This window comes from Tumidithrix helvetica PCC 7403 (assembly GCF_965232925.1).
Taxonomy (GTDB): Bacteria; Cyanobacteriota; Cyanobacteriia; order Pseudanabaenales; family Pseudanabaenaceae; genus Tumidithrix; species Tumidithrix helvetica.
Genome location: NZ_CBDDRA010000027.1, coordinates 46,428 through 70,422, shown reverse-complemented (window position 1 = coordinate 70,422; position 23,995 = coordinate 46,428). Strand labels below are relative to the sequence as shown.

Annotated in this window: 22 protein-coding genes and 2 tRNA genes; 10 read left to right on the top strand and 14 right to left on the bottom strand. The window is 44.9% G+C overall.

Features of this window, described 5'->3' with window-relative positions; genetic code table 11:
• Nucleotides 1-357: 357 nt before the first annotated feature.
• Nucleotides 358-2,160 (top strand): iron uptake porin, encoded by a 1,803-nt coding sequence (locus ACP2WE_RS20780; RefSeq protein ID WP_425217446.1) that lies wholly within the window; start codon nt 358-360, stop codon nt 2,158-2,160.
• 40 nt (nt 2,161-2,200) lie between these two features.
• A complete protein-coding gene (locus ACP2WE_RS20775) occupies nt 2,201-2,335 on the top strand; it encodes a hypothetical protein (protein ID WP_425217445.1) in 135 nt (44 codons plus the stop codon).
• A gap of 111 nt (nt 2,336-2,446) precedes the next feature.
• Here ACP2WE_RS20775 and ACP2WE_RS20770 read toward each other — a convergent pair whose 3' ends face one another.
• Nucleotides 2,447-4,219 carry a hypothetical protein gene (locus ACP2WE_RS20770; RefSeq protein ID WP_425217444.1) on the bottom strand — a complete coding sequence of 591 codons (1,773 nt, stop codon included), beginning with the start codon at nt 4,217-4,219 and terminating at the stop codon, nt 2,447-2,449.
• Nucleotides 4,220-4,531: 312 nt separating this feature from the next.
• Between ACP2WE_RS20770 and ACP2WE_RS20765 the strand changes: the two genes are divergently transcribed.
• Nucleotides 4,532-5,673, top strand: a protein-coding gene (locus tag ACP2WE_RS20765) for an IS630 family transposase (protein ID WP_425217443.1) whose coding sequence is annotated in 2 segments (ribosomal slippage) — nt 4,532-4,973 and nt 4,973-5,673 — 1,143 coding nt in all. Because the reading frame shifts where the segments join, the coding sequence is not laid out codon by codon here.
• Between the two features lie 196 nt (nt 5,674-5,869).
• Here ACP2WE_RS20765 and ACP2WE_RS20760 read toward each other — a convergent pair.
• From ACP2WE_RS20760 to ACP2WE_RS20750, 3 genes are all read right to left on the bottom strand, one after another.
• Nucleotides 5,870-6,883, bottom strand: a complete 1,014-nt coding sequence (locus ACP2WE_RS20760; RefSeq protein WP_425217442.1) for an SDH family Clp fold serine proteinase — start codon at nt 6,881-6,883, stop codon at nt 5,870-5,872.
• A gap of 81 nt (nt 6,884-6,964) precedes the next feature.
• Nucleotides 6,965-7,297 carry a tetratricopeptide repeat protein gene (locus ACP2WE_RS20755; protein WP_425217441.1) on the bottom strand — a complete coding sequence of 111 codons (333 nt, stop codon included), beginning with the start codon at nt 7,295-7,297 and terminating at the stop codon, nt 6,965-6,967.
• Nucleotides 7,298-7,371: 74 nt separating this feature from the next.
• A complete protein-coding gene (locus tag ACP2WE_RS20750; RefSeq protein WP_425217440.1) occupies nt 7,372-9,930 on the bottom strand; it encodes a sugar phosphate nucleotidyltransferase in 2,559 nt (852 codons plus the stop codon).
• 93 nt (nt 9,931-10,023) lie between these two features.
• Between ACP2WE_RS20750 and pyrF the strand changes: the two genes are divergently transcribed.
• Nucleotides 10,024-10,761 (top strand): orotidine-5'-phosphate decarboxylase, encoded by a 738-nt coding sequence (gene pyrF / locus ACP2WE_RS20745; protein ID WP_425217448.1) that lies wholly within the window; start codon nt 10,024-10,026, stop codon nt 10,759-10,761.
• Nucleotides 10,762-10,829: 68 nt separating this feature from the next.
• Nucleotides 10,830-10,901, top strand: a tRNA-Gln gene (locus ACP2WE_RS20740).
• Nucleotides 10,902-11,024: 123 nt separating this feature from the next.
• On the opposite strand, the gene gloB is transcribed toward ACP2WE_RS20740, so the two are convergent.
• Nucleotides 11,025-11,807 carry a hydroxyacylglutathione hydrolase gene (gene gloB, locus ACP2WE_RS20735; protein ID WP_425217439.1) on the bottom strand — a complete coding sequence of 261 codons (783 nt, stop codon included), beginning with the start codon at nt 11,805-11,807 and terminating at the stop codon, nt 11,025-11,027.
• Between the two features lie 50 nt (nt 11,808-11,857).
• Between gloB and ACP2WE_RS20730 the strand changes: the two genes are divergently transcribed.
• Both ACP2WE_RS20730 and ACP2WE_RS20725 read left to right on the top strand, forming a co-directional pair.
• On the top strand, nt 11,858-12,583 hold the full coding sequence (locus tag ACP2WE_RS20730) for a pseudouridine synthase (protein ID WP_425217438.1): 726 nt from the start codon (nt 11,858-11,860) through the stop codon (nt 12,581-12,583).
• Between the two features lie 284 nt (nt 12,584-12,867).
• A complete protein-coding gene (locus ACP2WE_RS20725) occupies nt 12,868-13,944 on the top strand; it encodes a helix-turn-helix domain-containing protein (RefSeq protein WP_425217437.1) in 1,077 nt (358 codons plus the stop codon).
• A gap of 14 nt (nt 13,945-13,958) precedes the next feature.
• On the opposite strand, the gene ACP2WE_RS20720 is transcribed toward ACP2WE_RS20725, so the two are convergent.
• Entirely contained in the window at nt 13,959-14,453 is a 495-nt protein-coding gene (locus ACP2WE_RS20720) for a bifunctional nuclease family protein (RefSeq protein ID WP_425217436.1), read from the bottom strand.
• 396 nt (nt 14,454-14,849) lie between these two features.
• Between ACP2WE_RS20720 and ACP2WE_RS20715 the strand changes: the two genes are divergently transcribed.
• Nucleotides 14,850-15,791 carry an NAD(P)H-dependent glycerol-3-phosphate dehydrogenase gene (locus tag ACP2WE_RS20715; RefSeq protein ID WP_425217435.1) on the top strand — a complete coding sequence of 314 codons (942 nt, stop codon included), beginning with the start codon at nt 14,850-14,852 and terminating at the stop codon, nt 15,789-15,791.
• 63 nt (nt 15,792-15,854) lie between these two features.
• On the opposite strand, the gene ACP2WE_RS20710 is transcribed toward ACP2WE_RS20715, so the two are convergent.
• From ACP2WE_RS20710 to ACP2WE_RS20685, 6 genes are all read right to left on the bottom strand, one after another.
• Nucleotides 15,855-16,064 (bottom strand): YiaA/YiaB family inner membrane protein, encoded by a 210-nt coding sequence (locus ACP2WE_RS20710; protein ID WP_425217434.1) that lies wholly within the window; start codon nt 16,062-16,064, stop codon nt 15,855-15,857.
• 103 nt (nt 16,065-16,167) lie between these two features.
• On the bottom strand, nt 16,168-16,839 hold the full coding sequence (locus tag ACP2WE_RS20705; RefSeq protein ID WP_425217433.1) for a Coq4 family protein: 672 nt from the start codon (nt 16,837-16,839) through the stop codon (nt 16,168-16,170).
• Between the two features lie 28 nt (nt 16,840-16,867).
• On the bottom strand, nt 16,868-17,374 hold the full coding sequence (locus ACP2WE_RS20700) for a phosphate-starvation-inducible PsiE family protein (protein WP_425217432.1): 507 nt from the start codon (nt 17,372-17,374) through the stop codon (nt 16,868-16,870).
• Between the two features lie 221 nt (nt 17,375-17,595).
• Nucleotides 17,596-18,630, bottom strand: coding sequence for a M14 family metallopeptidase (locus ACP2WE_RS20695; RefSeq protein WP_425217431.1), 1,035 nt, complete (start codon nt 18,628-18,630; stop codon nt 17,596-17,598).
• A gap of 27 nt (nt 18,631-18,657) precedes the next feature.
• Nucleotides 18,658-18,744: transfer RNA gene (locus ACP2WE_RS20690), tRNA-Ser, on the bottom strand.
• Between the two features lie 281 nt (nt 18,745-19,025).
• Nucleotides 19,026-19,268, bottom strand: coding sequence for a hypothetical protein (locus ACP2WE_RS20685; RefSeq protein ID WP_425217430.1), 243 nt, complete (start codon nt 19,266-19,268; stop codon nt 19,026-19,028).
• Between the two features lie 101 nt (nt 19,269-19,369).
• On the opposite strand from ACP2WE_RS20685, the gene ACP2WE_RS20680 reads away from it, so the two are divergent.
• Entirely contained in the window at nt 19,370-19,531 is a 162-nt protein-coding gene (locus tag ACP2WE_RS20680; protein WP_425217429.1) for a hypothetical protein, read from the top strand.
• Nucleotides 19,516-20,418 carry a S66 peptidase family protein gene (locus ACP2WE_RS20675; RefSeq protein WP_425217428.1) on the top strand — a complete coding sequence of 301 codons (903 nt, stop codon included), beginning with the start codon at nt 19,516-19,518 and terminating at the stop codon, nt 20,416-20,418. The genes ACP2WE_RS20680 and ACP2WE_RS20675 overlap by 16 nt, the downstream gene beginning before the upstream one ends.
• Nucleotides 20,419-20,621: 203 nt before the next feature.
• Here ACP2WE_RS20675 and ACP2WE_RS20670 read toward each other — a convergent pair whose 3' ends face one another.
• Both ACP2WE_RS20670 and ACP2WE_RS20665 read right to left on the bottom strand, forming a co-directional pair.
• Nucleotides 20,622-21,014: a hypothetical protein gene (locus ACP2WE_RS20670; protein WP_425217427.1), complete on the bottom strand. Its 393-nt coding sequence runs from the start codon at nt 21,012-21,014 to the stop codon at nt 20,622-20,624.
• 414 nt (nt 21,015-21,428) lie between these two features.
• Complete coding sequence (locus ACP2WE_RS20665) at nt 21,429-23,855, bottom strand: PstS family phosphate ABC transporter substrate-binding protein (protein ID WP_425217426.1); 2,427 nt, start codon at nt 23,853-23,855, stop codon at nt 21,429-21,431.
• Between the last annotated feature and the right edge of the window lie 140 nt (nt 23,856-23,995).

Genomic DNA, 23,995 nt, shown 5'->3' with positions numbered 1-23,995 from the left:
TACAGGCTTCTAGTCTTTCTTTGTCTTCTGGACTCATTGTTTTATAGGGCTTAACTTTGATCGATTATCCCACTCTGCTTTGCTAAGTATTTCTACTTATTACCTAATTGAGATGCTCCCTTTATGAATTGCCCCTACACACAAATAATTTAGGGTTGTAATATATATTTATAGTGCTCCTAAATGACATAGAGGAGATTCTTTGTTTTGCATAGAATCATGGCAATTTATGAATTGCCCCACATACAAATTAAATAGGATTGCTATAGCTTTAGAAACATTCCTAATCAAAGTTTCTACTCTTTGAGTTGCAACAAAATACTGCGAACATTTGCACTTGTCGTGTGAGGATTTTTTATGAGCGATCGCCAATTTTCTAACAAAATAAGCTTCACCAAGATAGGATTGCTTTGCCTATCTGTCGGTTTTATCACCCCTGGAATTCTATATGCTGCCGAAACAAAGCCCGTGCGATCGCAGCCTATGCAGGTAGAAGCAAAAAATACTGTCATAAATCCCGCCCCTGCTTCTTCTACTTCTATTGCTCCCACCACTGAGCCTCAATTATCCCCTGATGTACCTAATTTGTCCTCGCAGGTTAGAGCGAACGATCTGCCCATTGCGGAGCTTAACGCACAAGTAACTTCAGTATCCCAGTTATCCGATGTTAGACCCACGGACTGGGCATTCACAGCTTTACAGTCTCTAGTAGAACGCTACGGTTGCATTGCAGGTTATCCCGATCGCACCTATCGCGGACAAAGAGCGATGTCTCGCTATGAGTTTGCCGCTGGTTTGAATGCTTGCTTGGACAAAATCAATGAAATTATCTCTGCTGGTTTGGCAGATAAAGTCAGTAAAGAAGACCTTGCCACAGTTCAAAAGCTTCAAGAAGAATTTGCTGCTGAACTCGCTACCCTCAGAGGTCGTGTAGATGCGCTTGAAGCCAAAACTGCCAAGTTGGAAGCTCAACAGTTCTCAACAACTACAAAGCTCTCTGGCGAAGTCATTATGGCTGTGGCTGGAGCTAGTGGGGCAAATCCTACTGGTGGCACAAATACTAACATTGTTTTTAGTAACCGCGTACGCCTGAATTTATTGACCAGCTTCTCTGGTAAGGACTTATTGATTACTGGATTGCAAGCTACAAATATCAACAGTCTGGCTGCACCGTTAGGCTATGCCGATCCCCTCGGCAGTTCTAGTAATGTCCGATTGGGATTTGAGAATCAATTCCTCAATTTCAATCCCTCTAACTCCAATACCTCAGCCGTCAACTCAGTCAATCTTTACAAGTTGCTCTACATTTTCCCTGTTGCTGATAAGTTGACGATGTTTGCAGGTTCTAATGCAGAAGTTTCCGATGCTTTCCCAGCGGTTAGCCCCTTTGCTAGTGAAAGCCAAGGTTCTATCTCTCGTTTTGGTCAGGGTTTAAATGCTGCGACCCGTGTATCTGGCGGTACATCAGGTACTGGTCTAGCTGCCGCCGTTGGTTTCATCTGGGCTCCTTCTGATAAGGTTGATTTTCGAGCTTTATACGGAAGTGTCAACCCTGCGATCGCTGCTAACAGCCCCAGTACTTTACTTGGTGCTGGTTTCTTTGGTGGTAGTACCATTGCGGCTGCTCAATTAACCCTCAAACCCACTTCCAATCTTGATATCGGACTGAACTATGCCAATAGCTACCACCAGATCAATATTTTGGGAACTGGTCTAGCTTCTGCAGACATTGCTGCTATTAACGGAGGATTGCTAACCGACCCGATCAAACTAAATTCTATCGGTTCGACTTTGACATGGCGGATTACTCCAAAGATTGCTTTTAATCTATCTGGCGCTTGGATCTTTGCCAATCTTACTAATAAGGATGCTTCTACAACCTTTACTAGTTGGATGACAGGACTCCATTTCAGTGATGTATTCAATGAAGGCAACACGGCTGGAATTATCTTTGGACAACCACTGTATCGAAATTCCGTGGGCGGTAGTGCCACGAGACCTGAAACTGCTACGCCTTATCATTTAGAAGGCTATTTCAACTTCAAGGTTAGTAAAAATATCAGTATTACGCCTGGTATCTTCTTTGTGTTTAATCCCGAAGGATTTAGCAGCAATCCCACGGCAACGGTTGGCGTAGTCAGAACCACCTTTACGTTTTAGCGATCGCTATTTCACCATCTAAATTTTCCTTACGAGGTCAATGCCAGTCATCTCTATCCATGAGGTACTGGCATTTTTTTACAGCGATCGCTCCTTCCCCAGAAATTTCACTCTGGGAGGGGCGATCGCCAAATTCCTTAACGCTAACCTCTATTTATCTGCGCTTAGCCGTTAGAATCCTAATTTTGGTGACATGAGTCTGGATCACTTTATACAGTTGGGTGAGACAGCTAAGAATTACCTACAGGTTGCTACACTAGTTGATTAAGTACTGATTTAGATATGTTTAGCTTAAGTCATTGGTTGTATCTTCTAACCACAGCTCAGATTCTTTATGTACTTCTTTACTAAGTCTAATTCCTATTTCTCCATTTTGAATAGAATCAACATCGTTATCGTTTAACCGAATTGTCAGGATTTCTGTTTTAAACCAATTATCTTTATTACAGACAATAATCGATGAACCCACTTTTAGAAGAGTATTGACAATGTTGAGGATAACAATTTTCCCTCCATAAAGAATTTCATAAGGGCGACTAAGCAAACGAGCTTTCGATGGTTTAAATTGTACTAGTCCACACTTCAACAATGAGGATCTGGCATCTTCTTTGGTTATAAAACCCTTTTCAATATTGAAGTACAACTTAAAGAGTTCATATGTTGTAAGCAAACCTCTTTCTTCTTGTTCAGCATCAGCAATCTGTTGGTCACTAAAGGGAGGGTTATTCCTTTTGTCAGGAGGTAAATATCTTTGATGGTTTACTAGATATAGAGCAAATACATCGAAACGCCCTAGTTCCTTTATTCTTCTATTCTTATACTTATATACTTGTGAACAATCTTCGTCCTTAGATTTTCCACCAATACCCTTTATTTCTACGACAAACAAACCATTTTCTATAGGAATCTGAAGATCTTCTTCTTTGATTCTTGGATTAGTTTCATCCAAATTAACAATATTTTTAAAGCCAAGCCAGTTAAAGAAATTTTCGACAGATTTAACTAGGGAATCGGCTGTTTTAGTAATCAAATCATGCAAGTACTGGTACTTGACTTGATTGTTTTGAATTTTGTCATCTATCCTAGCTAAAGCAACTTTATGTTCATCTTCAATCTTTCTCTTTTCCTTTAAGAGAGCTTCTTGATTTGGCAGGTAGTAACCTTCTGACTTCACCCAAGAAAATTTCTCTGAGTAGGGAAAGATATCAGGAAATAAACTAGGCAGTAGTTCATTAATAAGTTCAAGAAGGAAATCTTTTTTGCTATTCTGTAATTGAGGGAAAGCAATAACTGTTGATGGTTCAAATTCAAAATCAATAAAACCAACTATTTCACTCTGAGAATTTAGTAATAGCGGAACAAAATTATTTCTCTTGAAATGTTTTCTCTCTTTTGGATCCCAAAAAGTAGGATGCTGAAACACAGCATTATAAATAAACTTTTCTCTGTATTTATGAAGGAACCCCTTTATATCCTCTCTGTAATCTGAAAGCACCACATTTTTATCCGTTTTATCACCAATTATTTCTTGCAAATATGATATGAATGCATACAAGAACAACCGTTCAGATCCTACTTCGTGTAAGCCTCTAAAAGTATTTTTTGCAACATGATAATCAAAAAACTGGTTGTCGGAACAAAAGACAATAATGAGGGTTTCTTTAGAAATGAAGTCCTTTAAGTTTTTTCCTAATAAATGTGATGATATTGGTCTTGGATCGAAGATCGTTTCAGGATATTTACTTATAAAGACAGGTTGTTCGTGTCCTTTGACTAATGATTGCGTGTGTTGAGATTGAACATATTCAATTGGCTCTTGATCCTTTAAATCTACGATTATGATGTCATATTCATGAAGATTTAAAGGGAGTTTATAATTTAATAAGCACTGATGACTAGTATGTGTACTTAAATTTGGCACTTTAACTTGAGATCCTAAAGTACCAGAAAAACAATCTAAGCCTTTATCTTTTAGTGCTTCAACAATTTCTTCCTCTAGATCAATTGCACAAATTTTAGGTTTTTCTTTGATTGAAATACTTGAAGGTTTGTCTGCCATTTCTACTTTATGAGTTATATTTTTGCTTAATCTTAACTGATTTACTTCTTGCCCTCATTTGAGGAAGCATAATCAGCTACTTGAAAGCAGTCCTTGAAACATCTTAATCCTAAATATTTATTCAGATAAATCTCAACCTAACATTAGACAACAATCCTCAACAGTCCAACTAAATCATCCGTTACAAATATGAGTAAGTTGCCTGTAAGGTGTTTCCCTAGGAGAGAAAATTGACGGTAAATTTACAGTAATCGATTAATGTACTAGCATGTCTAGGCTAAAATTGTGGATAAATCCTCCTAGGCTCCCTTTATGAGTAATCCCAACATAAAAAACAAAGTCTGTTTGAGTGAAGAACAACGTCAACGTCTGAAGGATATTAGTCGGAATGGGACTGCTCCCGTCAAAAAGGTTTTGCACGCTCGTGTACTGTTGATGGCAGACCAAGAGCATCCCGAAGGACGATGGACTGATGCTCAAATTAGCGAAGCGTTGGGACTCCATGTCAATACAATTGCCAACATCCGCAAGCGGTTTGTCTGTGCAGGAGAAGTTCCAGCACTAGAAAGGTGTCCACGTCTGACACCCCCCACTCCGCCTAAATTAGATGGGGAAAAACATGCTCATTTGGTGGCGATTTGCTGCTCAGAAGCACCGACAGGTCGAGTTCGCTGGACGCTGAGTTTATTAGTCAATGAATTAAAGCAGCGTGGCATTGTGACAGAGATTAGTCGAGAAACCGTGCGACAGAGTCTAAAAAAAATGAATTAAGACCCTGGAAGAAACAACGCTACTGTATTGCTGAAAAAGATACAGCTCGATTCATTGCACAGATGGAAGAGGTGCTTGACGTTTACACCACTCCCTACAACCCAGAGGAACCTTTAATTTGTATGGATGAAGCTGTGGTTGAACTACAAGCCGATGTGGTGCCGTCGCTGGCGCTCGAACCGGGACAAGATGCCAAAGAAGACTATCACTACGATCGCAGAGGCACTCGCCCGGTGTTTTTGTTCATTGCCCCCTTTCGAGGTTGGCGGCGGGTTAAAAGTTATGAGCATCGTACCCGCATTGAGTGGGCACACGAAATCCGACATGTCCTCGATGTGGAATACCCCAATGTCCGTAAGGTGAAGTTGGTTTGTGACAACCTCAATACCCATCATATTGGCTCGTTGTATGAGACCTTTCCAGCCGAAGAAGCTCATCGACTAGCGCGGCGACTGGAAATTCACTATACGCCCCGCAATGGTAGTTGGCTGAACATTGCTGAAATCGAATTGAGTGTACTTCATCAACAATGTTTAGATCGTCGCATCCCTGATGAGGTCACACTAGAAAAAGAACTACAAGCTTGGCAACAGGAGCGCAATCAGTCTCATGCGCAAGTCAAGTGGCAATTTTCAACTGAAGATGCAGGTATAAAACTGCATCATCTTTACCCACAATTTTAGCCTAGACATGCTAGTACTGTAGTCTATAGTTACAGTAAATCGAAAGTAAAACATTTCTGAGTATTTATATCTATTGCATCCAAACCTATATTCCGTAAGTGTTTCGGGTGAAAACAATTTTATCGTCTTCCCAATGAAGGAGGTTGTCCTACACTGCTCCCTAGCCCCCCATTCTCAGGACTGAAGTTATAAGCTCTTACCTGATATGGAACTGAGACATAACCTTCTCACCTTCAACCAGTTCAATCCTTCTCCAAGAACTCTCATTATTCAAAGATTGCCAGCGACGTTCTTCTTTCATGTAGGCTAAATCTTGATCGTTCTGATAGTAAACTTGGCTTCCGATGGTCTCTAAGATATTGAGGATCTCATTGTCATGGTAGTTGTATTCATTAAAATCGGTAATCGCCTTTTGCGCCATTTCCGAGTAGAGCGTATTCAAGTTAATCAGCAGATCGTTCACGGTTGGACTTAAGCTGAAAATCTTTAAGCCAATCCGCTTTGCTTCTCTGAGCGTAATCGGATAGCTATGGGAAGGATAATCTGAGTTGAGGATTTTACTAATGCGTTCGCATTCCTCGCGCTCTGCAATATGATAGGAAAGAATCTCTTCACAGAGTTTAATCGAGAGCGAACTGGCGCGATCGATCGCACCGACAACCAAAGGATGAACGTATTTAAAAATATCCGTGTAAGGATTTCCCTGCCGATCTTGAGAATTGCTATTCCATAGGGTGACAATCCTTGCTAACTCGTCTTGGCTAACGCTGACGCGGCGATTATGCAGCTCGTCGATGGGCGAAAGTTGATGGGTCAGCGAAGAATCGATCGCCGTCAAATATGCCAAGGCTCCCATCTGGATCTCATCGGCTCCGAGTGCAATCATCGTTGCTGCCGAAGCACACTCTAAAGGCACCAAGGCAACCATGCTCTTGTAGTATTCTCTGACCAAGTTCACAAATTGGAGTGAGGCTTCCACATTGCCGCCACTGGATTTGATGAAAATCGCAATCTTTTCCCCAGGCCCAATTTTTTTAAAAACTTCATACAAAGCCAGCACATCATTGGCACAGACCCCACCGCGTGCAGAAGTCCAATAGGACAAGATTTTGTAGCCTGTCAGGATCTCTAGCTTGGCAATAATCGCTTGGGTCTCGTCAAAAAGTAGTGGTGGTTGTTTGACTCTTTTGGGTTCAGAGGGTTCGTTCATACTTAGTCCAATCGACTGTACTGATAGTGTAGCAATAAACTCCGTGGAATCCCAAAAACTTCATATTTCGCGTATTTACGCTCACTCAGATCCATTGATGCTTTCCGCATGTTGGCAATCGGCGATCGCTCCTTCTGCATCACCTAGCTTTGCTTTTGCCATGCCCCGATTAAAATAGGCAGCGGCAGCTTCATCGGGAACCAGTTCGATCACTTTGGTGTAGTCCTCAATCGCCCCTTGATAGTCTCTAATCTCAGAGCGATCGTAGGCGCGATTGTAGTAAGCCTCCGCAAAGGTGGGATCCAGTTCGATCGCTTTGGAATAGTCAGCGATCGCTCCCACATAGTCCTCTGATTCCGCTTTTCCCATGCCGCGATCGTTATACGCTTCGGCCGAATCCAATACCTCACCCATCTAGATGTCTCCTCGATCTTTTGTGCTGATTTTGCGATGACAGGGATAGCCTTGAACCCTGCGATCGCGCTTAGTTATGTATCTAGAATAGCGGAATCTTTTGACAGTGCGATCTGAAGCTTGCAAAAAGTCTCAATATAGTTGCGAAACTCTTGCATATGGGTTTCTATCCATCCCTCGCCATCACTTTGCACGCTATCTTTCCCATTCACATAGACATGCACGATCGGTTCGCCAGCATCGGGTAGGATGAGTACCCAGTCATCATCGGAATACATGACTTTGACGCCATCAATTAGCTCGAGATGCTTTTGGCTATAGGCTTCTACAAGGTGACGCATCAAGGTTCCTTTGACGCTCCAAGGACAACGAACCGACTGACTCTTAAAGTGGAAATCTGGCAAGTGTTTCCGCATTTGAGAAATCGTACCTCTTTGCAGCGTCAGCCATTCAATAATTTTGGCAGTACTAAACATGGCATCAAACCCAGGATGTAACTGCGGAAAGATAAAGCCCATTTCTGCGGCTCCGCCTAAAATTACCCCTTCTGTTTTATGGCAAGCCATCATCAGAGCCGTTGGATTCGCACGCGTCCGAATAATCTTGCCATGATGTCTAGCCGCAATTTGTTCTACCACGCCTGACACAGAGACGGGAACCACGACTGACCCACCAGGCTTTGCCGTCAGCGCCATTTCTACCATCAGAGCCGTCAGCATTTCACCACGAATCGGTTCCCCCAGTTCGTCAATCAAGATGAACTTCTCTCCATTCGCAAATACCTGTACGCCAAAATTGGCTTTGATCGCTCTCACGACATCGCCTAGCTGATCCAGCATTCTCTCTCTCTCGCTCATGGCTGGGGCAATTTCATTGAGGCTGGCATTGAGAACGACGACATCACTGCTAAATTTACCCAAGATACGTGGTAAAACCGCGCCTGAGACCGCATAAACATAGTCAATTACAATCTTTTTGCAGTCGCTATTGCGAATGGCTTCCGCGTCTAGGTTCTTGGCAAAGCCACTGTTGTAGTAGTCAAGAATACGGGATGGATAGGTGATTTCGCCAATTTCTTCCATGCGCGCGCGGCGAAAATCTTCCTTGTAATAGGCTCCTTCAATTTTCTTTTCTTGATTGGTGTCGATGTTAATGCCATTGGCATCGAGAAACTCGATCAGAATGTGATCGTTGCGATCGGGATGGATGCGGACGTGGATGCCCCCAGCGATATTGAGGCTGCGCGCAGTGAATCTGGAGATCGGAATGGCAGTAGCTTCTAAGTTCTCAACATTTATGCCGACGGACATCAAGCCTGAAATCAGCGATCGCGTCACCATGCGACAGATCGTGCGTTGATCGCGAGACACCATTACCTGAGAACCAGGTCTGAGCGTTGCCCCATAGGAGGCTCCCAATTTAACGGCAAACTCTGGCGTAATATCGGCATTTGCCAGCCCCGATACGCCCCGATGCCCAAAGAGATGGCGGGCTGCCATCGTTCCCCAAATTAAATTCGTGGTCAGCGTTGCTCCCGATTCCACCCGTTTGCTCGGCCAAATGCGTACATTGGGGAAAATACGCGACTCTTCGCCAATTACGGAGTTAGAGCCAACTACGGCTCCTTCCATGACATGACTGCGCCGACTAATCCGCGAATTGCGCGCGATCGTGCAAGCCCATAGGTGGCTTTCTTCGCCAATTGTGACACCGTTACAAATAATCGGTCGCTGCAAGTCACAGTCAGCCCCGATGGTAACGTGATCCCCAATAATCGTCCCCGCCGAGATACTTACCCGCGCCCCAATCGAGCAATTGTCCCCTATTAGGATAGGTGCTTCAATGCGAGCTGTCGCATCGATCGTGGTGTGCTGCCCTACCCATACGCCAGTCCGTAACTGTAAATAATCAAATTCGAGGTGAACTCTGCCCCTAATCGCATCATATTGCGCTTGACGGTAGGCTTCTAACGTACCGATATCGCACCAGTAGCCATCTGCCACATAGCCAAACATGGGGACTGCCTTTTCTAAAAGCAAAGGGAAAAGATCGTGGGAAAAATCTTGGGGCTGATTGGCGGGTAGATAGCTGAGAACTTCGGGTTCGAGAATGTAGATGCCCGTATTCACCGTATCTGAAAAAATTTCACCTGTGGAAGGTTTCTCTAAAAAACGTTGAATCCGATTTTGTTCGTCGGTGATCACGACCCCAAAAGCCATCGGTTCGTTGACGCGACGCAAAATTAAGGTAGCTTTTGATTTTTTGGCTTTGTGGAAGCGAATTGCCGCAGTCAGATCGAAGTCGGTAATGCTGTCACCACTAATTACGAGAAATGTGTCATCCAAAAGGCTTTCCACATTTTTGACGCATCCTGCTGTCCCAAGGGGCTGATCTTCCTCAACCACATACAGCATATCCATGTCAAATTCACTGCCATCGCCAAAATGGTCGCGAATCATGTCTGGCAGGTAATGCAATGTTGCGATTACTTCCCTGATGCCATGCCGCTTGAGCAAACGCAGAATATGCTCAGTAATCGGACGATTTAAAACCGAAACCATTGGCTTGGGCAGATCGCAGGTGAGCGGTCTCAGTCTTGTGCCAGAGCCTCCTGCCATCAACACTGCTCTCATAAAACCCTCCTGATGCCAATAGCCATACTATTATATAGAGATTAGATCGCTGTGTCAGTATCAATTAGAACCACTCGTCATCTTATGCAATCGATGCTTTTTCCTTCAGAGCAAATTTCAGATCGGACTTCTGAGCAAGTTTCTCACAAGATTATCGTAGCGCTTGATGTGCCCAGTGCCGCAGAGGCAATCGCCCTATGCGATCGCTTGCCCGAAGTTAGCTTTTGGAAGGTCGGGCTAGAATTATTCATTGCCGAGGGACATGCGATCCTGTCTGAACTGAAGCAACGCCAAAAGCAAATTTTTCTCGATCTAAAGCTGCACGATATCCCCAACACTGTTGCCTCTGCCTGTCGGGTCGCCGCTAAATTTGATGTCGATTTTCTCACCGTTCATGCCGTTGGCGGTCGCGCCATGCTTAAGGCTGCCCAAGCCGAGGTGGAGGGATCGCGCACCAAGTTGCTTGGGATCTCCCTGCTGACCAGTATTTCTTCTAGGGAGTTGGCTTTCGATCTCAAGGTTCCGATCGAGTTACCCGAATATGCCCTGCATATGGCAGAGACTGCCCAGACTTGCGGTTTAGCGGGGGCAGTGTGCTCTCCCCATGAGGTCAGTAGTTTGCGATCGCTTTTGGGGCGAGATTTCTATCTAGTGACGCCAGGGGTGCGTCCCACATGGGCAACCCCTGGGGATCAAAAACGGGTGATGACGCCAAAACAAGCGATCGCGCTGGGGGCAAATTATCTTGTGATCGGTCGTCCAATTACGGCTGCGCCCGATCCAGTACTGGCTTGGCAGAAAATTTGTGCCGAAATTACGGATGCTTCTTAAAATTCGGTTGACAAGTTGCTAACTTTGTTTGCTATAGTATCTAAGTTGCGTTTTCAGAAGCGCGCGATTGGGGTGTCGCCAAGTGGTAAGGCAGCTGGTTTTGGTCCAGCCATTCCGAGGTTCGAATCCTTGCACCCCAGTTTTTCAAATTTAATGATGGATGTAAGAGAAACCCTTTTTGGGGCGCTCCACCACCCATAGGGCAGGCACGGGGGCGCTGCCCCTACCTAGGGAAATTTGTTATTTGAAAACCTTCTAAGAATTTAAAACAAATCTTTTTTGCCTCGAATTCTGGCAAAGACTCTCTCTGGTTCGGGGTTTGCTTCTTTAAGATCCGCCGCCGTTTGAATGGCGGGCTGATCCCAACGCAAAAATGGGTTTGTTTGTTTTTCAATGCCAATCGTAGAGGGAATTGTGGGCTCGTCCCTTTGGCGCATTTCACTCACAGTTTTGAAGCGTTCTTGCAAAATTGCGTTCTTGGCATCTACGGTCAGGGCAAACTTGAGATTGCCCAGCGTATACTCATGGGCGCACCATACCCGCGTGGCATCAGGCAGTTGGCGCAATTGGTTTAAAGAGTGCAGCATTTGGGCAGGTGTTCCTTCAAACAATCTACCGCAACCTCCCGCAAACAGGGTATCCCCGCAGAATAATTCGCCCGACTCTGAATTTGACGCTGGAAAGTAGTAGGCAATATGGGCGCGGGTATGCCCAGGGATAAAAAACACGTCAGCGGTGCGATCGCCAAAGGTGACGCGATCGCCTGCCTTTAAAAACACCTGTTGATGGGGGATGCGTCCGCGATCGAGTTCGCCGCCGTAAACGATTAACTGAGGAAATTGTTTTACCAAGGCTTGATTTGCGCCGATATGATCGTGATGATGGTGAGTATTGAAAATCGCGACTAAGTTTGCACCTAGCTGTTCGAGTTTTTGCAGCACAGGACGAGGTTCGGCAGGATCGACCACTGCGGCAATGTTGCGATCGCGATCGTGTAAAAGAAAAATGTAATTATCACTGAGCACAGGCAGACGGTAGATTTGCATAATGCGACATACCTATGGAAATGACCGAAGAGAATTCCCTAAGAGCATAAATGACTGAGAGACTCCAAAAAATATTATCGCGCTATGGCGTCGCTTCTCGGCGAGGGGCAGAGCAGTTGATTTTGGCTGGGCGAGTGAAACTAAATGGCGCGATCGTCACAGAGTTGGGGACAAAGGCAGACCCAGAAAGCGATCGCATAGAGATTGACAACCATCTGATTGTAAAAGAAACCCCTCAAATCCTGTGGGTACTGTTATACAAGCCCATAGGATTCATTTGTACGCGCCACGACCCGCAAGATCGTAAAACGGTATTCGACTTGCTGCCGCCTGCTTACAATCGCCTCTATTATGTCGGACGTTTAGATTACAACAGCAGTGGGGCTTTGCTTCTCACCAACGATGGCGATCGTGCCAATCTGCTCGCGCATCCTCGACATCATATTCCCAAAACCTATGAGGTCTGGGTCAAAGGACAGCCCAGCCAATCAGACTTGCAACAGTGGCGACAAGGGATCTTACTCGATGAAAAGACTACCCTACCTGCTGATGTCACTGTTATGACTACCCAACCCCAGCAAACCCAGCTACGCATTGTGTTGCGAGAGGGGCGCAATCGGCAAATTCGTCGTGTAGCCGAGCAGTTAGGTTATCCCGTGCTTGCTTTACATCGTACGGCGATCGCTTCGATTACGCTTGGCGATCTGCGATCGGGTAGTCACCGCCTCCTTAAGCCCTGCGAGATTGAGAAACTAGCTTTTAGCCATTCTCGCTAAAGTGTTTGGAACCAGAAGGATGAATGTAGCGATCCTTAATTGTTTGCGAACGTAGTACTGGTTTCTGACCCTTGCAGGCAAGATGTCCACGCTACAAATTCATTACAATTCATTTAGGCTTGCTATAGCTATCCCCTGTCAACCATCAAACGTTCACCTGCCAACTACCATCTGCCCCAGTAAGCAATAATTCTTAAACAAATGTTATATTTAAGGTACGGAAACCTTGACTTGCGGGGATCGGTCTAGGTAGTTAAGATAGTTAAAGTTTTGGTATAGATACTGTGGTTAGCAATTGTAATCAAGCGGATAAGTTGGCAGAAATAGGCGCACAGCTCAAGCAAATGCGCGAAGAAAAAGATATTTCGCTTCAGCAAGTTACTGCTACTACGCTAATTGCCGAGCGTCATCTCAGAGCCATTGAAGAAGGAAATCTCGAGTCTTTGCCTGAGCCTGTCTACATTAAAGGGTTCATTCGTAAATATGGTGAAACCGTTGGACTAGGAAAGATTGCCGACGAGTTTCCCCTTGCCCCTGTGGTCGAAGAGAAAAAAAATTGGTCCAAGTCTCCCGCAGGTGAACTGCGTCCTCTCCATCTCTATGCCCTATACATTTTGGTGATCGGTGGGGCAGTAGGAACTTTAGCGGCATTTCTCAATCCGCCCCTTGCGAACAAAATTGACGATAGCAAAACTAACTTAGGTAAGGCGGCGCAGCTAACGCCAAAGGCAACGCCTAAAACAGTTAAGCCTACCCCCGCGATCGCAGCTCCTATTTACAGCTTTGTCCCTACAACTACCGCTGTAGATGCCCTCAAAACGCCAGGATCTACAATATTTGCAAATAATCCTGACAAAACCTCTACTAGTAGCGATCCCAGCTATTTTATTGGTTCTACAGGTGAAGCGCTAAGTGCTTCTAGTTCCTTGGCTTTTAGCAGTAGTATTTTGAGTCAAGATCCGACCAATGCTAACTTCAGCTTTACGGGAAACAAGTCGGTCAATGTTGGCATTGTAATGACTGGACAATCTTGGATTCGGGTGCTTGTAGATGGCAAAACCGAATTTGAAGGTGTGTTGTCTGAGGGTAGAAAATTGTCTTGGTCTGCCGATCGCCGCGTGGCAATTCGAGCTGGTAATGCTGGTGCTGTTGCCGTCACATTTAACAACCTACCATCCGAGCAGCTAGGTAAAGAAGGGGAAGTCGTCGAAAAGAAATTTGACCAAGGTTATAAACCCAGCGTATCAACTACTGGTTTAGCTCCCACGATTGGGACAAACTCAAATACCGCTCAAGATCGCGATCGCCTCAATGGGTTTATTGACAACTTCTTTGGCGATGGAGGCTCCAGAAATAGGTGATCGTAGCAAGGCTGCTAATTTCCTAGCTTTGGACCTTTGGCAAAGTCTTCGGGTCTCAGATTTGATAAAAACTCGCGAAATGCCCGTCTTTCCGCTTCGTCAGCATCTTGATCGACGGGAATGGAAGCCTCTAAAATCACTTCTTCCATAACCCAAATTGGGCAACGGGCTCTCAGAGCAAGGGCGATCGCATCGCTAGGGCGGGCATCAATTTCCTTTTTGACTTCTCCCTGCGAGATCGTTAACAGTGCGTAGAATGTACTATTTTTGAGGGCATGAATCACAACACGCTCTAGGTTTGCCGACCAACCATCAATGATATTCATAATCAGATCGTGGGTCATCGGCCTTGCTAAAGGCTTGGGATCGAGCGCATTCACAATTGCTTTCGCTTCAGCTTCACCGATCCAAATCGGCAATGCCCTGCGATCGGTTGTATCGCGCAATAAAACGATGGGGTTATGACTGACAGCATCAATCGCAATTCCAGCCACCTTCATCTCGATCATTGTATGCCACCCTCTTGAAATTAGTTAAACCTCAAATAGCGACCTTCTCTCAGCTATCTGAGAGGCACTTACAGATAAGGTTTTGTGAGTTAATACCAAGATCCTTGTATTACTGCCACCCTTAAAGTAAGTCTAAGGAATAAATCATACAAGCCAATCTAAGTTGATTGAGTCGAATAAATTGCTTTCCCCTAGATTCCTGCAAGTTTGTGAAGGATGCTGCATATTATATCACTGACCTATTCTTACACCCAGACTCAATTTCATCAATCCGCTAATCCGCTCGATCACCGATCGAGGGTAGCCTAGTCCCACCTCAAAATTCGAGCAGTGCCCCTTGCGCTGCTATCGATCCCCGACCAATACGCTTGCTCTAAGTTTCTCATCACTCAAATTATGGATAGTCAAACAAATCTACCTGAAGCCTCTACGATCGCCATTCTAGGCGCAGGAGCTTGGGGATCGGCACTGGCAAAGTTAGCCAATGCCAATCAGCATCGAGTCACACTATGGTCGCGCCAGAGTTCTCAAAGCTTAGCCGAGGCGATCGCAGGCAGCGACATGATTGTTTCTGCGATATCGATGAAAGGGGTTGCGAGTATTGCCAAACAACTTCAGGAAATTTGCTCGCCTGAGCAGACGATTTTGGTCAGTGCCACCAAGGGTTTAGAACCGATCACAGGCAATACCCCAGCTCAGATTTGGCGCAAAGCTCTGCCCAATCACCCGATTGTGGTTTTGTCGGGGCCGAATCTTTCCAAAGAGATTGACGCTGGGTTACCCTCAGCTACGGTGGTTGCCAGCGATGATACCAAAGCTGCTCAAATTGTGCAGACTGCTTTCGCTTCTAAAAACTTCAGGGTATATACCAACTCCGACCCGATTGGTGTGGAGTTAGGCGGTACCTTAAAAAATGTGATCGCGATCGCCGTCGGAGTTTGCGATGGCTTACAACTAGGTACAAATGCTAAGGCTGCTTTAATTACGCGTGCCCTCATGGAGATTATCCGCGTGGGCTCCTATTTTGGCGCTCGACCTGAGACTTTTTGGGGGCTATCGGGTCTAGGCGATTTACTCGCAACTTGCAATAGTCATCTCAGCCGTAACTATCAGGTGGGCTTTGCGTTAGCACAGGGAAAACAACTTGATGAAGCGATCGCCTCAATTAGCGGTACTGCCGAGGGTGTAAATACGGCTCATGTTTTAATTGCGATTAGCGATCGCGAGAATATTGCCGTCCCCGTGTCTCGTTATGTCTATCGCTTGCTCAAGGGCGAAATCAATCCTCAACAAGCAGTAGAAGGATTAATGGAACGAGATTTAAAACCAGAGAGTTGAATGACCCCGCAAAGCGAGGTCATTCCCAAAAGCTTCTGTACAGAAGCTTTTGGGAAAATAGAATTATTTTCCCTGATTGTCGCGGATGGTCTTTGCGAGAGTAAATGTTGATGACACCGAGAAAACATATCCCATACCCACAAACGCCTTTTGCCAAGTATTTCCTTCTAGATAAAAGATACCAACACCAGTTCCTATGGTAGAGATTACAAATGCAGCCCAAACTTGCATAATCCAAGCGGGTGTATCTTTGCCAAGTCCAGTTTGTTGCATAGGTTTAAATCCTTAACGAATGGTATGTGTGTCATTGTAGGCAGGTAATCCTCGATCGATTCTCCCTACAGTGCCAGTTGTTAAAGTGGATGTAGATTTTGCCCTACGGAACATATTCTTTGGTCGGTTCTATCCCTAACTCTTGCCGCCAATCTTGTAAGGGACGCTCCCAATTTTCTTCCCATTTCTGGGCAAGAAATGGCTTGGCTTTTGCCCCTAACCGATAGCCGATCGCAAGCTGACTCAATAAATTGTCTAATTCTTCAGGATGCTTGAATAGAGTACTGAGGAGTCCCCCTGCGATCAGGACTGCTGACATTGTTCGATGGGTTTGAGCCAGTTCAAATGCCTTTAATCCCAATTCTCCAGGGACATCCGTGCCAAATCCTGCAACAATATGCCAAATATCATGGGTTTGCCGCATCCGTAAGAGAAAATAGCTGATATCATCTTCGACTTTGACAAGACGATAGAAGTTTGGATCGAACCCAGAATCTCGAATATACGTGGCGTAGGCATATCCGAGAGATGCTTGGGGGAGTTGTAGCAAAGCTTCTATATTGACCGATGGCGCTAGATAACGCTCTTGAAAAAGTTTAACCACGCCAGGCTTAGATTTGACAAACTCAACGGCTAACCCTGTCGCTTTGGTATTTCTTAGTCCATCTTCGACATCATAAACAGATTCCGTTTGACCGGGATCTCGCAATAAAGCGACAACCCCTTTCAGGGTAGATAGAAAGTCAAGGTTATGCCGCAAATTTTCAAATACCATAGTTTTTTAGAGTAGTAAGGACTTTGGGTTAATTTTTTGACACTTCCTTCTGTGAGTTATAGGCTTGTAGGATGCGAGTCTCAGGATCGATGCCCTCAAAGGTAGGGGGTATCCAAACTCTAACCACCAGCAGAACTGCTAACACTAAGAGAAATCCGCCCGTTACGAGGATCTGTACCCAAGGCGTATCTAACACACCGCGCACGATCACTTCTCTCAGCACCGAAACGATGGAAACTTCCACAGCTACCCCAATCGAAACGCGATGTTCTTGCAAATAGATAATCAATAGCCGAAACAGCTCGACCAAAATGAGGACGAATAAAATATCCGCAGTGATGGCATGAAAATGGAAATTTGATGGAGAGAGCAGCGATCCGAACATATCTTTGAGTTGAAGCACCATCACGCTAAACAAACCGATACATAGAGAGATCACGATCAAGTCTTGAATAGATTCCAATGCACGCACGATCAGATTGCGCTCGATCCAAGCAATTGGCTGACCTGCTAGTCGATCTTGGCTTTTTGGCATCGCTTTCTCCTTTTGCTCGTTTTGATGGAACCGAATCGCTAAAGCTCAATTAAGTTTATGTTATATTCATCAGGTTTGGAAATCAGAAATTCTTATATAAATGATTAGATTCTGTTGATGTAGCGATCGCACGATAAATTAGGGCAGCAATTTATAGATGACGATCTTGCGTAGCAAGGCTTTTAAAAAATCTGATAGCTAAATGCTAATGACTATAAGGGCTAAATATCTAATCGCACCATTAAATAACAGAGGCAATCTTGGCGAATAATATCAGGCTGTAACGTCAACATAGAGGGCATTACAGGTAAGCGTGTTCGGATGGCTCCCTGTTCGTAGGTAAACAAGCGATCGCTAACATCTTGCCCCGACTCATCCCATGCTTCTAAATAGGGTCGATCGACCCTAGCGCGAATGTCTCCTATTTTTGTACCAATCGGAAGTTCGCAAAAATTTAGGCGATCCAAATCGGTAGGGAAGTAGAGATCGTGGTTTGGCGTTTGAGGATTTAGGTTCACAGTGGAATGATGAGAATTTAAATCAGCAAAGCCAAAGCTGACGGATTTGGGGATTTTTACGATTGCTACAGTGTGAAACAGGTCAATATCTGTAACTTCTCGATTGGGAATTGATTCTAAAGCTAAACAGGTTTCCACATACTCAAGGGCATGAGCAGTACCATCAGGCAGATCGGGTTGCCCGCACTCGATCACAATTGACGGGCATAACTTTGCAAAGGCATGGGACTGAACGGTCTTGGGTGTGGTGTAATAAACGACGGTACGACTAAACAATTTCGCCAAATTGAGCGATTGCCGATCTAGTCTGGTAATGCAACCGTAATGAGGGTTGAGTCCCGTGTTGTTATGAATATCAATACTGGCAAACACACCACGCGATCGCATTGATTCGATTACATGTTGTGCCATCTGCTGTTCGGGGCTGTCGCCAGGCTGCCAAATGCGGTTGTAATCAGGCTGATCGTCTAGATTACGCTGTCTATATCTCGCTGCGGAAACATTCCCAAAAAAAATCGAGAGCGATCTTGGTAAGATTTTCCCTTGATAGCGTTGCAACAGAGATCGCATCGCCAACCAACTTGTGGTCTCGTTACCATGCAGCAATATTGAGACAAACAAAGGAGCTTGTTTCTCACCTACAAGGTGAATTAACGTAGGTGTTTCGAGCAACTTATATAAATCAGTAGACTCAAGTTCTAGCAGACCCTCGGGCAAATGCTCAAGCACATTTAGCATGGCAGATGTAGCATATCAAAATATCAACGGAGAGGGAGGGATTCGAACCCTCGTTAAAGTTACCCCTAAACAGCATTTCCAGTGCTGCGCCTTCAACCACTCGGCCACCTCTCCTTTTGGGAGTACTCTATTTGAGCAACTCATCATACCAAAGCAAGCAACACATTTCCAGTACAAGATCGAAATTTATCGAAATTTTTGTTGTTGGCATGGGCGGTCTATTACAAAATTAAAAAGAGAGTTTAGGCAACTCTCTTTCTAAACCCTCTCCCAGAAAGGAAGAGAGTCGAAAACCTTGAAAAGAGCATTACCCCAACGCACCTTTCAAGGTTTTTAAATTTTTTGCATTTTATTTGTACGTCTTACTAAGACTTTTGTCTAAAGCTTCAAAAAAGCTAGATACGATCGCGGCAAAATTGACCTGAGTGTAGAGTGACTTCACCAAAATCGGGAATCCAAGCTGCCCACTTACCATCGGGATACTCACACATCAGAAGGGCTTCGTTAAAGCAGTAAGGGTCAGGTAGCTCAAGCAGTGTCACCCATGTTGAATCTTGAGGCGATGGCTCATAATGTTGGTTGCGCGGAGCCAAAGTTGTCGCCTTTCTCAGTCTGATGTTAAGAGCTGCTGTTTTCATCTCTATTTACCTTGCCTTTACCTTATGTCAGGATTTACAACGATTCATATCTAATAGAGGCTGAAATTTCTCTATCAGGCGAAAAAATATTTCTGTAGCTTATGATACGAATAATTGATTTGCGATCGCAAGAAATTGTTTTAGAACTTAATAAGGCACAATCCCCAAAAATATGCCTCCCTCAGGCTACTAAGGACATCAGTGAGTATGTGATGATGCATTTAGCCTGTACCAGACATTGTGCCCTATGCGATCGCTTGTAATTCCACCCCATATAGACAGGACACAAACTGTGCGTGTCATTGCTCCTAGTGGCGATATTAGAGACTGGGAACGATTAGAGCAGGGCTTACAAATTTGGCGAGATCGCGGCTATAGAGCCAAAGTTCCGCCCGATATGAATCAGCCTTGGGGCTATCTAGCAGGAAGCGATCGGCATCGCTGCCAACAGTTTCTGGAGGCATGGAACGATCCTGAATGCGGTGCGATTATCTGCGCCCGAGGGGGCTATGGCTCAATCCGCTTATTAGAAATCCTCAATTGGCAAGATCTACAGACCGATCATCCTAAATGGCTGATTGGCTTCTCTGATGTTACGGCTTTGCAATGGGGCTTGGCTGCAAACAAACAGATCGGCAGTTTCCATGCTTCTGTAGCGAGTACGCTTGGCAATCAGCCCCTAGAAAGTATAGAGAAATTTTTTGACTGGCTTGAAGGGAAAATCACCTCGATAAGCTTATCAGGTGTCGATTGGGGTGGTGGCAAAGCCCAAGGAATCTTATTAGCAGGAAATCTCAATGTCGCTACGCATCTCATTGGAACTTCACTCTGCCCTGACATGGAAAATGTAATTTTGGCATTTGAAGATGTCGCTGAGCCGCCCTACAAGGTCGATCGCATGCTCACCCATTGGCGGCTGAGCGGTTTATTGCAAAAAGTGAAAGGAGTCGCTTTAGGTCGATTTAGTCAAAGCGAAGTTTCAACACCCACTTTAGGCATGGAAGAAGTTTGGCGCGATCGCCTGCAAAATTTAGAAATTCCGATTGTTGTGAATCTGCCATTTGGGCATGACGGTGTCAACACATCCCTATGTATTGGCTGTACCGCAGAACTGGATGGAGATGCTGGCACTTTAACCTATAGACGCTGAAGTTATACCAATTTTAGATTTGCAACAGCTCAAGATTTGAAGACCGCGCGGAGCGCGGTCTTTCAAAAGATAATGCGTCGCATTATCTTTTGAAAATGGTATTACACGACTTCAACGAAAAAAGCCTCCCTGTAAAAAAGGAGGCTTTAGAATTCAGAAATCTAGATTCAGAAGTTTAAATTCTGAAAGCTGAGTATGAAAGACTACTGAGGCTTCTTGGTTTCATCAGCAGGCTTGCCCATTGCATCTGGCTTGGTGGTATCAGCAGGCTTACCCATTGCATCTGGCTTGGTGGTATCGGCAGGCTTGCCCATTGCATCTGGCTTCGCATCACCAGGCTTGCCCATTGCATCTGGTTTCGCATCAGACTTGGTATCAGCAGGCTTAGTGGTTTCACTAGGCTTGGCATCGCCATCTTTCTTCATAGCATCTGGCTTGGCATCAGACTTTGCCGATGGCTTGGCTTCAGGAGTTGCAGCAGCAGAAGGCTTTGCGGTTGCAGGAGCGGATGGGGTTACTTCAGGTGTGGTGGCGCAGGAAGTCAAACCGATAGAGAGACCTAGACCAGCGATTAGAAAAAGTGCTTTAACGTTCATAGTGTGGTGATACAGATTCAAATTTAATTTGTTTTTGGGATGTCTTATTGCTTTAGAGCCAGTCTAAAACTATAAGACCTGTCAGTTCCAACCCAATCTAGAAGCTACAGTTCTTGCTTTGCACGGCTAAGATAACTCAGATCTAAGATTTGCTTTTGCTGCATACAGGGTGAACTAACTGTGAGTCTAAATACTCATATGTAAATATACGTTAAATAGTTCGCTGATATACAAATATTTTTTACGAAACATGAAGACATTGCCTTCAAACTGCCCTCATACCCTTATCTAAAGAGGCTTCCCGTTTACAGATTAAATCTTCTTATATGTATAAATACTTGGGTGCGATCGCGATTATTTGGATTCAAAGATATTAAGGTTTGACAATGGGGCACAACTGTTCGATCGCACCGCTTACTTTGACTTAATTTGTAACGGGATCAGTCCAGTTTTCTGTAGGAGTTTTTGCGCTTCATCTGTTTTTAGAATCGCGGCAAATCTTTCCCCCACAGGATCGCGGCGATTATCTCTCAGATAGACCACGGCAAGTTGATAGGCAAGTGGGTAGTTTTGTGTGATAAAAGCGATCGCGTCAGGGTTATAGCTGCCCTTGTCATTACACAGATCTGTCGTAGGAGTGACTGGCTCACCATTGGTTTTGATTAAAGGAGCAACAGATGCCTTATTGCCATCAACCAGCGCTAGCGGATACACCGAGCATTGCCCAAAGACTCTGCTGATCGAACCAAAGGCAATGCCACCGATATTGCGGTCTTCAAAATCGCGAATTACCTGTCGAAAGGTGTCAAAAGTTTGTAAAGGAGTAATCCCATCTGTCGTTGTGTCGTCGAGCAAACTGCGGTTGGGCACATTTTGCTTGATCGTTTGGCGGAAAGTTGAGATCGCTTCGTCATCCTTCAAAACTCGCTGTTCAAAAACTCGAACAGATTCTTCATCGGTCGGAATGTAAAGCTTAATCGGCAGGTCTGGCCCGCCCAATTGCTTCCAGTTGAGAATTTGTCCCGTATAAATTTGTTTGAGCTGAGCAAAGGTAATCTGGCCTTTTAAGGCAGTAGGCAAACTCTTGGCGCGATCGGCATAGCTAAAAGCCACAAAAACCGCCAAGCCATCGTAGGCAAATTCTTTGTAAACAAGGTCTGTACCTAAGTCTCCAATCAAGCTAGTAATCAGAAATTCTGACTCTTGGTCTTTTACCTTCTTAATACCCTCCACAGCACTCAAAACGGGTTGAAAGCTCAATTGCATCTTGGGTTGACGTTTTTGCAACTCTGTTTCTAAAGTTGTCCCCTTTGCAATCAGGTTATCTTGCAGTAAGACATAACTCCAAGTGGCATTTTTTTCGGCTGTGTAAGTAAATTTACCCGTAGGAATACCTGAAACCTGCTCGATGCAACAGGGCAGGGCTTCATTACTCAAACTAGGACGTGGTTTAAGCAGGTTGCTCAGCCACCATCCCAGTAGTAATAACAAGAGTAAGACTAATCCTGCAACGATCGCCGCGCGCAGCCAACGACGTTTCTTTTTGGGCTTAACCTCTGGTTCTACATCCTCAAGTGGAGGCAAATCGATCGCACGTTCTACAGGTAGTTTTAAGAGGGCTCGCCGTGCGATTTCTGCACTTTCATACTTGATGGGCCCAATTCCTATCAGATTTAAGATAAAGGTCTTGAGCGCAGGCTGAACCGTGGGAATCCAGTGTTCTTCTACGTTGGGATCGAGATAGATGCGGTTGTCAAGATCGACAATCCCCCCCCTAAATAAATAAAAAGCGATGTAACCTAAATCTTCGAGATCGCGATTTATAGAGTAGATCGTGGGTTGAGCGAGGGGCGAATTAAACCGATGTTCCCATAACGCCAAATCGGTCAGATAAATATAGAAGCCCTGTAAATTAGGTTTGATTAACAAACTGTAAAAGCTGAGGTTTCCGTGGGGTAAACCTTGTTGCACAATGCCCGATCGCAGGGTGTATTTCTGACCATGTAAAGATTCTAAAGTTTGCAATGTTTGACTGAGAAATTGGCGCACTTGCCAGTTATTCATCGCTCCGTAACCAGCTAGATAGCTGGCTAACGTGGGGGCATCGGCAGCAGGATGATCGGCGATCGCATAGCAGCGCTCTTCTTTAGGATCGGCGATCGCTTCGATCGGCGCGATCAGGCGAAAATCTTGAACTCTCCCATCTGCGAGGCTAATGCCTGCTAATTGCTCAAAACTATCTTTGCAGAGCTTGGTTTCATCGGGGCTAAAGTCGCGATCGGGAATGATATATTCCTTAAGCACGACAGATTGCCCATCATTTAGGTTGGTTGCCTCATAGATCCTGCCCTGTCCTCGACAGCCAATATAATTTTCAATTTGATAGATGCCAGATCTTCCCCTTAATTTTGCTTCGGGAGGCAGTATGGCTGGAAACTGACAGGTAACGCAGTAGCGATTGTTGGGATCTTCTTCAATTGTTTCCCTTGGGACTTCGCATCGAAAGGGATTTCCTTCAAGACAACGATACTTTGTATATAGTGGCTTGACTTGCCAAAGAGAGGCTGTACGGGGCTCTATGGCAATTTGCTCGATCAGGGCTTTTGCTTCTTTTTGCTCTGGCAACCCAATCCCTTTAACCGATGTCACCGAAGGTGGCGCAATCCCCAAATCGTCCTTTAAGAACGGAATTAGGAAGTGAAGAGGTTTAGGAACAACTTTCAATAAAAAGTCGTTAAACCCCGACCCAATCAAGCCATCAATTGTGCTGAGAATCGATTTAAAGACATTCCCAATTCTTTGACCGAGCTTTTGTAGAATATTTGGCGATTTGTCAGCCACAGTCTCAACCTCTCACCTAATACCAATTTCTCTTAAATTTGCGACAGTTCGATTTTTGGGTTCCGCGCAGAGCGCGGTCTTTTCAAAAAGATGCGTTGCATCTTTTTGAAAATGGTATAACCTCATCCTAAAATATTAAG